Annotated in this window: 11 protein-coding genes, 1 other RNA gene and 1 pseudogene; 5 read left to right on the top strand and 8 right to left on the bottom strand. The window is 27.8% G+C overall.

Annotation, left to right across the window (positions count from 1 at the left end; translation table 4 throughout):
• The first annotated feature begins 1 nt into the window (after position 1).
• Genes EG856_RS00120 through EG856_RS00130 form a run of 3 tightly spaced genes read left to right on the top strand, consistent with a single transcriptional unit; the run spans position 2 to position 2,602 of the window.
• Positions 2-277, top strand: a complete 276-nt coding sequence (locus EG856_RS00120; protein WP_232954227.1) for a YlxR family protein — start codon at positions 2-4, stop codon at positions 275-277.
• On the top strand, positions 256-2,061 hold the full coding sequence (infB, locus tag EG856_RS00125) for a translation initiation factor IF-2 (RefSeq protein ID WP_130429125.1): 1,806 nt from the start codon (positions 256-258) through the stop codon (positions 2,059-2,061). Before EG856_RS00120 ends, infB begins: the two co-directional genes overlap by 22 nt.
• A 25-nt stretch (positions 2,062-2,086) precedes the next feature.
• Positions 2,087-2,602: an adenine phosphoribosyltransferase gene (locus tag EG856_RS00130; RefSeq protein ID WP_130429126.1), complete on the top strand. Its 516-nt coding sequence runs from the start codon at positions 2,087-2,089 to the stop codon at positions 2,600-2,602.
• 30 nt (positions 2,603-2,632) lie between these two features.
• On the opposite strand, the gene EG856_RS00135 is transcribed toward EG856_RS00130, so the two are convergent.
• The 7 genes and pseudogenes from EG856_RS00135 to def all read right to left on the bottom strand — a co-directional run bounded on the left by EG856_RS00135 (position 2,633) and on the right by def (position 14,472).
• Positions 2,633-4,183 (bottom strand): MnuA family membrane nuclease, encoded by a 1,551-nt coding sequence (locus tag EG856_RS00135; RefSeq protein ID WP_130429127.1) that lies wholly within the window; start codon positions 4,181-4,183, stop codon positions 2,633-2,635.
• Between the two features lie 86 nt (positions 4,184-4,269).
• Complete coding sequence (locus tag EG856_RS00140) at positions 4,270-6,519, bottom strand: lipoprotein 17-related variable surface protein (protein ID WP_130429128.1); 2,250 nt, start codon at positions 6,517-6,519, stop codon at positions 4,270-4,272.
• A 126-nt stretch (positions 6,520-6,645) separates the two neighbouring features.
• Positions 6,646-7,521 (bottom strand): 5'-3' exonuclease, encoded by an 876-nt coding sequence (locus EG856_RS00145; RefSeq protein ID WP_130429129.1) that lies wholly within the window; start codon positions 7,519-7,521, stop codon positions 6,646-6,648.
• Entirely contained in the window at positions 7,522-10,431 is a 2,910-nt protein-coding gene (gene dnaE, locus EG856_RS00150; protein ID WP_130429130.1) for a DNA polymerase III subunit alpha, read from the bottom strand. It abuts the gene before it with no gap.
• A 111-nt stretch (positions 10,432-10,542) separates the two neighbouring features.
• Positions 10,543-12,690: pseudogene (locus EG856_RS00155) on the bottom strand (helix-hairpin-helix domain-containing protein).
• A 7-nt stretch (positions 12,691-12,697) separates the two neighbouring features.
• On the bottom strand, positions 12,698-13,840 hold the full coding sequence (locus EG856_RS00160; RefSeq protein WP_130429131.1) for a hypothetical protein: 1,143 nt from the start codon (positions 13,838-13,840) through the stop codon (positions 12,698-12,700).
• A gap of 59 nt (positions 13,841-13,899) precedes the next feature.
• A complete protein-coding gene (def, locus tag EG856_RS00165; protein ID WP_130429132.1) occupies positions 13,900-14,472 on the bottom strand; it encodes a peptide deformylase in 573 nt (190 codons plus the stop codon).
• Positions 14,473-14,518: 46 nt separating this feature from the next.
• Here def and rsmD point away from each other — a divergent pair, with 46 nt between their 5' ends.
• A complete protein-coding gene (gene rsmD / locus EG856_RS00170; protein WP_130429133.1) occupies positions 14,519-15,073 on the top strand; it encodes a 16S rRNA (guanine(966)-N(2))-methyltransferase RsmD in 555 nt (184 codons plus the stop codon).
• Here the strand turns inward: rsmD and ffs are convergent.
• Positions 15,071-15,166: signal recognition particle sRNA small type (gene ffs / locus EG856_RS00175), an RNA gene on the bottom strand. The two genes, rsmD and ffs, sit on opposite strands and share 3 nt — an antisense overlap.
• A gap of 48 nt (positions 15,167-15,214) precedes the next feature.
• Between ffs and EG856_RS00180 the strand changes: the two genes are divergently transcribed.
• On the top strand, positions 15,215-16,195 hold the full coding sequence (locus EG856_RS00180; protein ID WP_130429134.1) for a LacI family DNA-binding transcriptional regulator: 981 nt from the start codon (positions 15,215-15,217) through the stop codon (positions 16,193-16,195).
• The last annotated feature ends 2 nt before the right edge of the window (positions 16,196-16,197 follow it).

Below are 16,197 nucleotides of genomic sequence, written 5' to 3' on the forward strand. Positions count from 1 at the left end.
TTTGGTTAAACGTAAATGTATTATTACTAATCAAATTTTGGAAATTAGTAATTTGATAAGATTTGACTACGATAAAAAAAATAATCAAATTTGTTTGGATTTAGATAAAAAACTCAAGGGACGCGGTGCTTATCTTTTATTAAATGAACAAACCTGACAACAAGTTTTAAAAACAAAAGCACTAAATCGTACTTTTAGAACAAATGTTAATCGTGAAACTTACATTAATATACAACATCAATTAGAGGAGGCGAAATGTCTAAAAAAAATAGAATAACAAATCAACACGATGTTCAATCGCAATTAAATAGTATTAAAACAGAAGTAAAGGATGGTGTTTTTATTTTTACTGGCTCAATGCCTTTAGGTGAATTTGCCAATAAAGTGAAATTAAATCCCAACGATTTAATTAAAAAATTTATGATGAAAGGCAAACTTTACCAAATAAATCATATTTTAGAAGAAGAAGAAATTGCTGAATTATGCCTTGAATTAAATCTTGATTTTAAAAAAGAACAAAGCGTTGATGCTTCAAATTTTTTAAACACAGTTGAATTAATTGATGATGAAAAATCTCTTAGTAAACGTCCACCGGTCATTACGATTATGGGTCATGTTGACCACGGTAAAACATCTTTATTAGATTTTATTCGTAAATCAAAAGTTGTTGAAAGTGAAACTAGCGGTATTACCCAGCACGTGGGTGCATATCAATTCATCAACGAAAAAGGAACTATTACTTTTATTGACACACCTGGACATGAAGTTTTTACTAAAATGCGTTCAAGAGGTGCGCAAGTAACTGACATAGTTATTTTGGTAGTGGCTGCTGATGATGGGGTTATGCCGCAAACAAAAGAAGCGATCCAACATACTAAAGCAGCAAATGCACCTATGATTGTTTTTGTTAATAAAATGGATAAAAGTACTAAAGATATAGAAAAAGTTAAACGCGAACTAGCCGAAAATGATGTTATTATTGAAGAATATGGCGGAGAAACACCTATTGTTTATGGTTCTGCAAAAACTGGCCAAGGTGTTGATGAATTATTAGATAATATTATTGCTTTTTCGGATTTAATGAATTTAAAAGCCAATAAAAATCGTTATCCATCGGGTTTTGTTTTAGAATCTAAAGCTGATAAAGGTGTTGGTGTTGTAGCAACATTGATAATTGATAATGGTACCTTATATAAAGGTGATTATATGGTGGCTGGTTCAACTTATGGTCGTATAAAATCTTTAAAAAACACTAACGGTAAAACCATTGAATTTGCTACTCCAGGGATGCCCGTGGTTGTATCAGGTTTGAATACTTCTCCACAAGCAGGCGAAAGATTTATTTCTTTTGAAGACGAAAAATTTGCTAAAAAAATAGCGATTGAAAAACAACAAATGGATAAAAGAACCCATTTATTTAATCGCACTCAAACAACTTCGGATGAAGACGGCAAAAAAATTCTTAATGTTATTATTCGCTCAGATGTACAAGGTACTTCGGAGGCACTTAAATCTAAATTAGACGGAATGAATAATAACGAAGCAATAATTAAAGTTATAGGAGCTCAAACCGGTGAGGTTTCAAATTCAGATTTATTATTAGCCCAGGCCTCAAATGCTTTAATTATTACTTTTAGAATTAAGGCTAGTTCAAACATTAAACAAAGCGCTAAACAAGCAGGTGTAAAAATTGCTCATTACGACGTGGTGTTTAAAGTTATTGAAGATATGCAAGCTTGATTAGATGGTGAAAAAGCTGTTGTTTATGAAGAGAAAAAAATTGGTTCAGGACATATTATTAAGACATTTTTCTATTCAAAAGTTGGAACGATTGGTGGTGTATTACTTGATGAGGGAGTTGTAAAAGCACACTCTAAAGTAAAAGTATTTCGGAATAAAAAATTGATTCATGAAGGTATAATTGACACTCTACGTCGCGATATTAATGATGTTAAAGAAGTGGAAAAAGGTAAAGATTTTGGAATGAAAATTCATAAATTTAATGATCTTAAAGAAGACGACATTGTTGAATTTTTTGAAGATGTTCCAGTAACTATTTAAATTTTGATAATAATTTGGAGATTTAATGGAACTAGAAAAATACATTAGAGATATTTGAAATTTTCCTAAACAAGGAATTTTATTTAAAGACATTAGCCCATTATTAGCTAATGGTGATGCTTTAAATTACACAATCGTTCAAATGGCTAATCTTGCAAAGGATTGTGATATTATTGTTGGTCCAGATGCTAGAGGTTTTTTATTTGGCACCCCAACTGCTGCAATGTTAAAAAAACCATTCATTATGGTAAGAAAACCAGGCAAATTACCTGGAGAAGTTATTAGTAAAAATTACGATTTAGAATATGGTAATAACGTTTTACAAATTCAAAAAGGTTTTGTGAAGCCTGGCCAAAGTGTAGCGATAATAGATGATGTTTTAGCAACCGGAGGGACTACAAAAGCAATTGTTACATTGTTGGAGGAACAAGGGGCTGTAGTAAAGCGAATAATTTTATTATTAGAATTAGAATCGCTTAAAGGCAGAGACAAATTTAAAGATAAAAAAATTGAAGTAAGTTCATTAATTAAAATTAAATAATAGACAAAAATTGACTGGCAAGTCAATTTTTTAATACACATCGTTAGCGTCTAAAATTAAGTCATAACTGATTGGTGAGTGATCTGAAACCCCATAATAAATATACCCGGTTTCATTTGCGTATTTTTTATTAGAATGGTGGTTGCAATATTCAATTCATTGTTCTAAAGATGAAATATTAGCAAACTGAAACACAGTTGGGTCATTAACAAAATCGTATAAATGATAAATTTTTTCGTTTGTATATTGTAGATTTGAACTATGAATTATTTTGTCATATGGCTGACTATATTGGGCGTATGATTTTTTTAATGAGGTTGCAAAATGTTCGCTATCACTAAAAACAAGTTTTGCGTCATAATTATTAACCCACTCAAATGCTTTATTTTGATTTGATAATTCAATATTTGTATCACCTTGGAAAATTAAATCATCATCACCGTTATTTATAGTTTTAGCTCATTCAAAAACATTTTTTATGTTTCAAGCTTCATTGAATTCGCCTGAACCGTTTTTACCTTTAACTTTTATTTCGCCGTTTTGAACTCCTGGGCCATCAAAATGAGAAAGCAGATAAGTAAAATTATTATTTTTATAATCTAATAAATTAACTTGAAATTTAACACTAAACGGTGGTCTAGAATAACCCAATAAACTGCCACCAAACTTTGGTTCAAAATTAGAGTTATCATATAAAGCATAATATTGATTATTTTGTAATAAAACTGGGGAAACTATTGAATTTTTGTAAATAAATGCAGCATATTTATCTGCTTGAGATTTATGTCCTTTTGCAATTGGATATTCATCAGAAATAATATATTTTCAATCATTATTGGCTGAGTGTTTGGTATCTATTTGTTTTAAGAGCTCAACTACTTTTTGAATTGCTAATTCACTATCTAATTCCGTTATGCCTATAACATCATAACCTTGTGTATAGATTATTGAAGATATAGCTTCTGCTTTAGGTTTAAAATTTTGAACTGTACTTTGTCCAAAATTTAAAACATTTCACGAAGCTAATCTTAAAAAGTTTCTTGAATCAATTTGTCTTTGCTGACTAGCACTTTTGTTTTGGTTTGCAACTTCATTTTCGTTTGAATTGATTATATTTGTGTTATTGGCAGAATTTTTGGTATTTGTTCGCTCATCATCAATTGTTTGAATTTTGTCAGATTCTTGAGTATTGATAGCAATATTTTCAATATCTTTTTGTTGAATAACACTATCGTTATCCATTTGGTTTTGGGTTGAGTTATTGTTTATGATTTTATTACTAGCAACAATATATTCTTTAATGCTTGAAGTAAAATTTGCATTTTTTAATTGATAAAGAATTTCAATTTCACCGTTTGCTTTTAACTCTTTATTTAATATTATGATTTTAGTATTTTTTAAATTGTTTTGTTTTAATTCAAAAGAATATGAACTTAATTCATCAAGAGTTATTTGGTTTATATTTGATTTTAATTGAATTGAAACTTGGTTTAAATTTTGATTATTATTACATGCTAAAACACTAATTGGGGTCAATAAAATCGGAACAGACAAAATTAATTTTAATTTATTTTTGTTCATAAAATTATTATACATTTTTGTTGATTAAGTTTCATTTTAATTTTAAAACAAAAATAGCAAAACTATAGTCTTGCTATTTTGAAATATTAATTTTGGGTATTTGAGGTACTTTCATTAAATAATTCTAGTTTAAATACTTCAGTGTCATCTTCGCCATTTTCTAAAACTAAAACATATTCTAAATAATATTTAGTTCCGTCTTTAACAATTGCTATACCTTTGTTTGAACCTTTTTTGGCTGGCCATGAGACATTGTGGTTATTACCGTGGGTTAATACCTTAACATTATCTGGTGTAGAAAGAGCTGATGAGAAGTTGATTTTTTTACTTGTAATTGTAGTACCTTTATTATCTAAACGAATAAATGCTACTTTTCTATCGTTTGCATCTTTTGTTTTGCTTTGATTATAAGCAGTTTTTATTTTTTCGTTATTATCTTGGTTTGCTACATAGGTGAATAATGTACCATTTGATGCTAAAGGATATAATTCAGCAACCCGATATGTTTTATTTTCAACAGCTTTAAAACCACTAAAATCATAAGTTTTTAGCACAGGTTGTGAATTTTCAACAAGTAAATTTGTTCAATTTACACTAACTTTGGCAACAGTGTTATTGTCTTGATCAACACTAACTCCCGATATTTCAGCATATACTGCTTGAGTATCATATTGTGGAAGAGTGAAATTTGAAGCTAGCAATGTAGCTGCGTTAGTTTGGGTTTTATCAATGTTCGAATTTAATGATGGTTTATACATTTCGTTGTTAATATATTGTTCAAAATTAAATTCTTTTTGTTTGAAACCACTCAAACTATATTCTTTGTTAAATGAATTATTATCCTTAGTTACGTTTAAAACTAAAGTCAAATTTCCTTTATAATCATTAACTGAATCTTGTTTAATAGTTAAAGTTTTTGTAACATCATTGGCAAATGTATATGTTTGATCACCATTTTTAAACACGAATGATTCAGTTTGTGCAGCTGATGGTAATGTTTGTGTCATCGAAGGATATTCAACAGTTAAATTAGCAAATTGAGCATCAAAACTATCGACCTTAAAGCCTGTTAATTCTTGAGTTTTAACCTCGGTTTCAAGAATTTCTTCGCCCACAGAACTACCGATAGTGTATGTTACAACTACTTTGCCTTCACCAGGTTTTGGTGTAAATGATTTAACTAAAATCATTAATTCTTGATCATCCAAATTATGGGTTAAAACTTCTTGGTTTGCATCAATTTCTTTACGACGACCAGCGTCCGGATAAATCAAAGTTACGTTGGCTGTTTTTTCATTTAATTGTTCTTGTGTCAAAAAGTTAAATTCTTGATTTTGTGAAATTACTACGTCTTCATAAAATTCGCTTGGTGTTTTTTTATTTTTGTATTGCGAAAGTCTAAATTTTAGTGCATAACCATTATTTGTTTTTACTAAAATTGCACTATTATTTAATTCACTATCTTGCATACCTTCTTGTTTTGGTGAAGCGGTATTAACACCAAATCCTAATCTAAAATCAGGATTAATTTCAAATAATTTTATTCTTGAATTATTATCGCTATTTTTGTTGTAAGGTTTATCATAAAAAGCGTTTTGACGAAAATCTCAATAAATTTTAGTGCCGTCTTGAGCGGTAGCAAAAAAGTTTGAGCTGGCAATATTTTTTACTATATTGATGTTTTTAGGTAAATTTTCGTATGCGTCCTGAATTTGTTGTGGATATTCAGGTTTAAAACCTTCAATTTGTTTAACAATTGATAAAGTTTTGCCGTTTTTTTCGGTTATTGTAATTGTAACATCCAAAATTGTTTTATTGTTTTGGTTAGTTGCTACATTACTAACAACAACATTTGCGTCTGAATTAGTTAATTTCACACTTACATCGTGAACAGTCATATTTTTAGCGTAATGTTTTTTCGCTTCATCGTTTACACTTAAAACTAATAATTCTGAATAATTTACACTTGGTGCATCTGTATTTACATTTGCTGTTGCTTGATTAGGTTGAGAAAACCCGGTTATAGTTTTGATTACTTTTTGAATTTTTCCGGTTTTATCATCACGAACATCTAAAGTAACTAATAAAGTTGTATCTGATTCGCTTGAAACCTTTACTTCTTTTACTGTAACAGTAATTTTATCTTCGGTTGTTACAAGTGCATTTATATCACTGATATTAATTGAAGAAGCCGGTTTTGACATTAAACCGCTTTTTACTCCCACAGTTATTTTGTCAGAATAATCTGTTTGTTTTGCACATGATGCAGCAATTGCTGGGAATGCCGCCAATGAAGTTGTAGCTAATGTTATAAAGCTAAGTTTTTTCTTGTTCATTTTCCTCCTATGTTTTACATTCTTTTATTTTATATTAAATTATCATTTTGAAGCGAGATACGCTGTATAAGTATTAAATTTATGGAATTTTGTGAAAAAGATTGCTAAAAATAGCGTTTAGAAGCGCTATTGTTTAAATTCATTTCATTTTTGGATTACCGAATTCAAGTTAAAGTTTTGTAATTCTTTTATTCCGTTTTCGATATTTACATTAGCTACTGAATAAAATGCGATATCTAAATTCATTTCTACATTTTTGTTTAAAATGGTTAAAGATTTTGCGAATTTAGCATCTTCATAACCTAATTCAAGTTTAGTTTTAGTGGCTCCTTTGATATTGTTAATATTTTGGTAAATATTTTCAAGTGAGCCATATTGTTGTATAAGTTTAATCGCTCCGATTTTTCCTATACCATTAACACCTTTAATGTTATCTGAATTATCTCCTGCTAATCCCTTTAAATCAGGTATTTGGTGTGGTTTAATTTTATGAAAGTATTCAAAATTTGACATTGTGTATAGATCAAATTCATTGACATTGTTTTTATAAATAACACTAGTGTCTTTGTCAACCAGTTGTAACAAATCTTGATCTTTAGAAAAAATATATTTTTCAACATCATCAATTTGAGCCAAAGTGGCAATTAAATCATCAGCTTCATCACCAATTTGTTCAAATCATTTAATGTTAAAAGCAGTTAAAATTTGTTTTACATAACTAAATTGTTCGTGAATTATTTCTGGTGCTTTTGTTCGGCCAGCTTTATAATCTTTATATAAAAGATGTCTTTTGGTTTTGCCGTGTGCGTCAAAGGCTATAAACAAATATTGTGGTTGAATGTAATTTAGAATTTTATGCAAAGTTAAAAAAAAGACATGTACACCATTTGTGCTACGTCCTTGATTGTCTTGCATTGAAGCACCATATTTTGCATATGAGGCATAAAAAGATTGAAATAGTAAAAAATTACCATCAATAAGTAAAAATTTTGGTTTAATCATTTAGATTCCTTTAAAAGTTATTATTTTTAGTTTTGAATTATTATTTGATATTTTCACATTTAATAAATCATTTTTTTTAACATTAGATCACTCATCTCATTTTGCGATATTAATAAAAAAACTTTGTTTTAGAGTGCTGTCACTTAATTCAACGATAAAATATGGCTTTAAATTGATTTTTTTGATTTGCTCCACTTTTACTATTACTCACTCTGAATAATTAAGTGGTATAGAATTTAATTTAACATCACCTTCTTTTTCAAAACGTGAAGTATCAAAAGCATTGTATGACATTCCCAGCAATTCTTCTTCGTTTTTAACTTCAAAAGCAATATCACGTTCAATATTTTCAACTAAATAATCAAAATTGCCCATTTTTTCAAATTTAGCTTTTAATGTATTTCAATCTGTAATTTTAGAAGCACTTTTGAAACTATCTAACATTATCCGTGATTGTTTTAAAACAAAATTCATATGGCCGTATTCTCTAAAAACATTAGCGCGAACTAAAATATCAATTGCATTTTCAGTTAAGCCACCAAAACGCAAGCGCAAAATAGTTTCATTTAAATTTTTGCTAAATGGACCTAATTCATTGATGTTGTTAATAATTTTATTTACACTTTCGCCACCAAAACCTTTAATAATGTCAAAAGGTAACCAAATCTGTTCATTTTTAATAACCGTATTAACTGATGAATTTAATATACAAGGTGAATTTACAATTTTATTTTGTTTTCTAATTTCCAAAGCATATTGATTGATTTTAGTTTGTGAACCTCTTGAATTAGAAATTAAAGCTGAATAAAAAATTAGAGGATAATAAGTTTTATAAAAAGCCATTTTCATTGTTAAAAATGCATATGAAACCGCGTGTGATTTATTAAAACCATATTCTGCGAAACGTTCAATATTTGAATAAATCTTATAGACTTGGCTTTGATTTAAACCGTTTTGTAAAGCTCCATCAATAAATTTTTGTTTATATTGCTTAATTTTTTGTTCATCTTTTTTACTGATTGCACGTCTTAAAAAGTCTGCCTCAACAAAACTCATATTTGCTACTTTTTGAGCTATTAACATTATTTGTTCTTGATAAACCATAATACCATATGTAGAACTTAATATTTGATCATACACAGGATGAATACTTTGGATTAATGATGGGTTTTGTTTATTATTAGCATAAGTAGTAATATATGCCATTGGACCAGGACGAAATAGAGATATAATCGCGTATAAATCTTCAAATAAATTTAATTTAACTTTTGAAATTGTTTTTTTCATCCCTGGTGATTCTAATTGAAATAACCCTTCAGTTAAACCATCATTTAAATTTTTAAAAACATTTTGATCATTAATAATTTCCTTATGTTCAGGTTTTTTTAATAAATTTTCAAATCAATGATTTTTATCAATAAGTTGTTCCATATTTTGAATTTCTGTTAAAGTTTTTAGACCTAATAAATCAATTTTTAAAAGTCCAAAATCTTCAACATAATCCATAGGTAGTTGCACTTGCTGATATATGCCATCATTGCTTAAAGATACTGGAGCATAGTTGGTTAAATTTTCTTGGGCAATTATTAAACCGGCCGGATGATAACTTTGTTGGCGTGGTAATCCTTCGATTTTCATCGCGTGTTTTAATAGCAGTGGGTATTGTTCTATTTGGTTTCTAAAAGCCACATTTTTCACAATTGCTTCAGTTAATGTTTCATTGGCCGAAAGTGTTTTAGAGATAATGTTAATATCATTTAATGGAATTTTTAACATTCGCCCAACATCTCTTATAGCCATTTTGGCCCCTAATGTCTGAAATGTAGAAATAAATGAAACTCTATCAAAACCATATTTATTTTTTAAATATTCAAAGACCTCCATTCGTCGGTCATCCTGAATATCTATATCTATGTCAGGCCATGAAACTCTTTGTGGGTTTAAAAATCTCTCAAATAATAAATCATATTTGAGTGGATTTATTGAGGTGATATTTAAAAGATAAGAAATCAAAGAACCTGCCGCACTACCCCGACCTGGCCCAATACTTATTCCTTGTGATTTAGCTCAATTAACTAAATCTTGGATAATTAAAAAATAATCTATAAAACCTAATGATTTAATTATTTCAAACTCATAAGATAGACGAGGTTTTCAATCATTAATGTTTTTTGGCAATTCACTTCGAACTCGTTCAATGCCTGCGTTTAATAATTCAATCAATTTTTTTTCATTATCAAACGAGTTGTTGTTATCGAATTTTGCGAGGTTTAATTGTTTTTTTGGCAATTCAAAATTACAATCATCAATAATATTATTGATTCTTTGTAATATTTGTTCGCTTAAGTGTGGAGTTTCAAAATAGTCTAAGTCTGGTTTTGTTACTAAATTATTACCTAATTCTTGTAGTAAATTCAATGTATCTACATCGTTTTTGTTAAAGAGTTGATTTTGTTTGATGTAGATAGCATTTTTAATATTTATATCTAATGAATTCACATAATATTGAGCATTTTTAAATTTATAAATTTGGAGATTTTGAGCATAGTAACCGTAAAGAGGATGATCGATTATTATTAAATCACTATTGTCGATATCAAACATAGATATTGTGTGATTTTTTGATTTTTGTAAAACTAAATCATTTAATTTCTGAAAACCTTGATAGTTTCTGGCAAGCAATATAAATCTGTATTTATCAACGTCTAAATCCAATCCAACAACAGGTTTGATATTGTTTTTTTTGCATATATCTAAAAATAAGCCAAGGCCAAACATATTATTATGGTCACTTAAAACAACCGCTTTTAAACCTGCATTTTTGCTTTGTTCTACCAGTGTTTTTACTCTAATTAGTGAATCTAAAAAAGTATATTCAGTTGTGTTGTATAAATTTATAAATTTATTCATATATTAATAATACTAAAATATTATTATTTAATATTAATATGGAAAAAATTATTAAATTTGACTAAAATAAAATACCAATATAGAAAATGTTATTGGTATTTTGAATTTAGACTAGTTTACTAATTTTCCGCTTATACGCGATCTTTCAATATCGTTTTCTAATATTTCAACTTTAATGTTTTGACCAACTTTTAAAATTTCATTTGGATGTTTAACCTATTGGTTATCATTTTTTTGCATTTTACTTACATGTATTAGAACATTTTGCTTGATTCCAATATAAACAAACGCACCAAAATCAGTGATACTTTGAACACTCCCATCCAAAATCATCCCTTTAACGACATCTTCAACATTTAAAACATCTTTTTTAAGTTTATAACCTTCTTTATCATCGCGAATATCTTTTGTTGGGTTTTTTAATGAATCAAGAATCAGATTGATGTCATAAACATTTGAATTTAATTCTTGTGCTAGTTGTTCAATATTTTGATTATTTAATAATTCAATGCTTATATTACTCAAATCCACACCAATATGCTCAACTAAACGGGTTGCTAAATCATACGATTCAGGGTGAATTGAAGTTCTATCAAAAAAGTTTTTTGAATCGTGTATTCTTAAAAAACCTATACTTTGTTCAAAAGCTTTTGGTCCAATTCCTTTTATATTTTTTAATTCATTTCTATTTTCAAATTTTTGAATTTTGTTTCGGTGATCAATAATGTTTTGTGCTGTTTTTTCACTAAGTCCAGAAATATGTGTAAGAATTGTTTTTGAGGCTGTGTTTAAATCTACTCCAACTTTATTCACTACTTTATCAATTTTAAATTTTAATGCTGTTGAAAGATCTTTTTGGTTCACATCGTGTTGATATTGGCCAACACCAATTGATCTTGGGTCAATTTTTATCAATTCGTTTAAAGGATCTTGGAATCTACGACCTATGTTGATTGCTGAGCGTTCTTCTACGCTAAAATCAGGAAATTCTTCTTGAGCAATTTTTGATGCTGAATATACAGATGCTCCAACTTCTGAAACAATAGCATACTGAATATCGCTTTCATCGTTTTTTGATCTTTGACTCAATAATTGAGCAATAAATTCTTCAGTTTCTCGTGAAGCGGTTCCATTACCAATAACAATAATATTAACTTTATGTTTATCTATTAAAAAATTTATAGTTTTGCTGGCTTTTTCAATATCTTTTTTTGGTGGAGTTGGGAAGATAAGACGTTTTTCTAAAAAGTTTCCTTGCGGGTCTAAAACAGCTACTTTACAACCATGAGCATATGCAGGGTCAATTGCTAAAATAGTTTTATTTTTTACAGCTGGTCATAATAGCATATCCTCTAAACTATTAGCAAATAAATCTACTGCTTCTTTTTCTGCTCTAGCAAATAAGTCTGCCTTAATTTCACGAATAATTGAAGGAATTATTAATCTATCTAAAGAATCTTGAATAGATTCATTGATTAATTTACCAGTTTTTTTGTTTTTAAAATAAACATTATTTAAGTGATATAAAATTTGTTTTTTATTGAATTCGATATCGTATGAAATTATTTTTTTGTTTTCACCGCGAGAAATGGCCATTATTCTATGGTTTGGAGCGTGTTTAACTTTTTCTTTATAGTCATAATAATTTTCAAAATTCCGATTTTCATCTTCAGCATTCTTTTTTAATTTTGTAACTATTATGCCAAAATTAAACAGTTGGTTTTTTACAAAGTCTCGTGTTGTGGGTTCTTGCGAAATTATTTGGCTTATTATATATTTTGCTTGTTCTAGAGCAAATTCTACACTTTCAACTTTTTCATTTAAATATTTTTCAGCATCTTTATATGGACTATAAAATGGGTCGGTATTGGTCATTATTTCTTTTGCTAATGGTTCTAAACCTAGTGCTATTGCTTCGCTTGCTTTTGTTTTTTTACCAACTTTAAATGGTTCATAAATATTCTCTACTTCTGCTTTTGTTTGTGCGTTGCGTAATTTATTTTCTATTTCGTTTGTTAAAAGTTGCTTTTCTTTTAAGATTTCAATAATTGCTTCTTTTCTTTTATTTAACTCGACGTCATAAATATATAAGTCATTAATTTGGCGAATAATTTCTTCATCCAAGCCATTAGTTTGTTCTTGGCGATATCTAGCAATAAAAGGCACAGTGGCGTTATCTGCGATTAAGTCTAATACAGTTTTAACTTGGTTTTCGCTAACATTTAGTTTTTTAGATACATTTTTAATTGAAATATTCATTTTTCTCCTAATTAAAATTAAATACTACTTTTAATACTTTTTTTGTTAAATTTTGTGCTGTTTTATCTGTTGTGCTTAGTATTTTTTTAGAAAAAATATTTACTATTTGTTCTTGTTTATCTATAGAAATATTATGTTCAAATATTTTTATCTTATTTGGGTCAAAATAATCTAATTTAATTTTAGTTGAATTTGGATTTTCAAGCATAAGTCTTATGATATTTTCTATTTGTTTAATATATATCAAAATTTTTTGTTGTGTTTGAGGACTAAAATTTATTTGTGAATTTAACATTTTGATAAATAAATTTCAAGATTCATCGGTTTGACTCCAATTATTTAAAATTATTTTACTTGCATCGGATAAGTTGTTTCAAGAATCTATTTGTTCTTGAGTTGAAAATTCATCAAATAAAGAAATAGTTAACTCATTTTCAAATTTATTAAATTTAATTTTGTCTGGTCTAAAGCCATCTTCTAATGTTGCGAAAAAGGCGTTGAAATTGACCGATTTTATATTATTTTGTTTGAGTTCAAATATAGAAGTTAAAATCGGTGAGTATTTAGAAATACCTATTATTTTGCTATTTGAGAATTTATTTAAGATTTTGTCATTATTTTTTATCAATATATTTTCATGGTTTGAAACACCGGCTACATTAATTAAACCAATTGAAAGCGGAATGATTGAAACAGGAGCTAATAAGGAGCCAAATAGCCTATTGAGCAAAGTTTTTTTGCCTCGTTTTTTTATTTTTTTTAAATTTAAACGCGAAAATGAGACTATTAAAATTGTTATAAGTAGCGAAATTAAATAGAACACAAAAATAATTGCCAAAACTATTAAACCTAAACTGACTTTGGTTGTATCTTCAATTAAAAATTTATTATTTTTAAATAAGTTAATTTCAAGTAATTTAGTACTGATATATGTTGAAAAAATATTAACTAATATTGTAAATGTTATGATTGATGTTGTGATAGATAATATTGTCATAATCAGCGAAAACCAAAACCCACGTCAAAAACCTAACAAAATTGACTTGACAAAAATAACGAAAATAATTGATATTGTTATTGTTGTGGCAAGTGTTATATTGTTTTGTGTTAAAAATGAAAAAAAACGATAATTTAAAAAATTATTATTCATGTCTATAAAATTTTACTAAATAAAAATAATACCTTATTTAAAATTGGTATTATTACTATTTAGCCTATGAGATGTGAATTAGGTTCTTTTTTTCAAGGATTTTTTTTGTTGATATGGTCAATAAATAATTTCCCATTTAAATGGTCTAATTCATGTTGGGCAACTATTGCTAAATAACCTTCTAAATCCATTTTGACTACTTTTTTTTCAGCATATGAATAAGCTTCAAAAACAATTCTATTTGCACGATAAACATAACCATCTTGGCCTTTGATATTTTTTCCAACACTTAAACAACCCTCTCCATCATTGAGTGAGATTTTATATTCTGATTTTGCTATTATTTTGGGATTAATAAACACATCCTTTATTTTTCTAACGCCATTAGAAATTAATAAAGGATCGATTTCTTCAGTGTTTATATAGAACATATTTTTTAAAATACCGTATTGGACTGCTGCTACACCCACACCGGGTTGAAATTTAGTGTTAGATGTTTGACTATTGTCGATGTGATAAATCATCGTTTCAGCTAAATGAATATCTTCATCAGTAAGAGGAAGTTTCACGTTTTGTGATTTTTGACGCAAAACTTGATTAGGAAGTTTTACTAATTTTACTTTGTATTTCATAGTTAAATTATAATACCATAAATAAAAGAATTTGAAGTGAGGAGAAATGTTAAGAATAATTTCAGGTAAATATAGAAGAATGCAAATCAAAGAGCCTAAAACCTCCTTTACAAGGCCAACAAAAGATAGCGTTCGTGAAGCAATATTTAACTCAATTCGTTTTGATATAGAAAATAAAAACGTGCTTGATTTATTTGCCGGAAGTGGTGCAATGGGTTTAGAAGCATTGAGCAATAATGCTCAAAATGTTATTTTTATCGATTCCAACTCAACTGCAATAGAAACAATTCAAAGTAATCTCAAATCATTAAAACTAAATGTTCAAAATGTTTTTAAGACGGATTCGTTAAAATTTTTACAAACTACACAGGCTAAATTTGATTTTATTTTTATTGATCCGCCCTATGCTAATTATGAAATTATTAATGAATCGCTATTAATTATTTATCAAAGAAAACTCTTAAACGAAAATGGTCAAATTATTATTGAAACTGATAGTACTCATAACATTCAATTCTTATTGTATTTTGCACACTTTAAAACTAAAAAGTATGGCAAAAGTTTTGTTATTTTTTTACAAAATAAAAACAAAAATGAATAAAAAAAAAGTACTTATAGACACAACACTTTTCGACGTGGCTGCTACGTTCCCGTCCTGACCAATTACGATGTTATTGTTCTATAAGCGTTTTTATTATAAACCAAAAATAAATTATTTAAATTAATTATATATAATTAAATTATGAGAAGTTTTTCATATAAAGATATATCAAAATTAGCTAAAGTTTCAATAAGTACAGTTAGCAGATATTATAACGGTGGCTATGTGAGCAAAAAAACAAAAGCTAAAATTGAGAAAGTTGTGAAAGAACATGGTTATTATCCAAACAACGGTGCTCGACTTATTAAAGGCCGTAGTAGTTCAATATTTATTATAGTTCCTGAATGATATGATAACGCTTATACTCATATAATGAATGGTATTGAACAAGCCGCTAAAAACAACGGTAAAAAAGTTTTTATTACTCATTCAGCTTCAAATCAACAAGAATATATTGAAACGATTAAATATTGTTTAGCTTGGAAACCAAGTGCGATTGTTTTTTTTCTACCTAAAATAGAAAATGAGCAAATTATTCATTTCTTAAAATATCACCATTTTGACACAACCACAGTTATTTATGGAGAACAAGTTGAAGGTTTAAATTGAGTAGACATTGATACCGAAAATGCTTTTTTTTCAGTAACAAAAATATTTGCCGATTATATTGAACCATCGCAAAAATTAATTTATGCTGATGATGCTAAATTGTCGGTAAGGCAATGCCAATTACGTTTTTCAGGTTTTAAAAAAGCTTGTGAAAAATTGAATATTGAGTATGAAAGATATTTAGTTAACAATAAAAAAATTGTCGAAGTACAAAAATTTCAAAAATATTTAATTGATAATAACCATGTCAATGTTGTATGTTCTACTCACGAAACATTTGTTAATTTAGTTTCTTCAAACGATAAACAATTAAGACTAACGGATATAGGTTTTCAATCAATATACGATACTCAAAAAAAATACAAAACCAAAATATTTATAGACTATAGAAAAATAGGTGAACAAATTGAAAAAATTATTCAAAGTATTGAGAACAATAAATATAATGAAATAGACACTGAACAAAAGCAACTCACACACATTTTTAAACCAGTAATAATTACACAAAAATAAGG

It is taken from the genome of Mycoplasmopsis phocirhinis (genome assembly GCF_004216495.1).
Lineage (GTDB): Bacteria > Bacillota_I > Bacilli_A > Mycoplasmatales > Metamycoplasmataceae > Mycoplasmopsis > Mycoplasmopsis phocirhinis.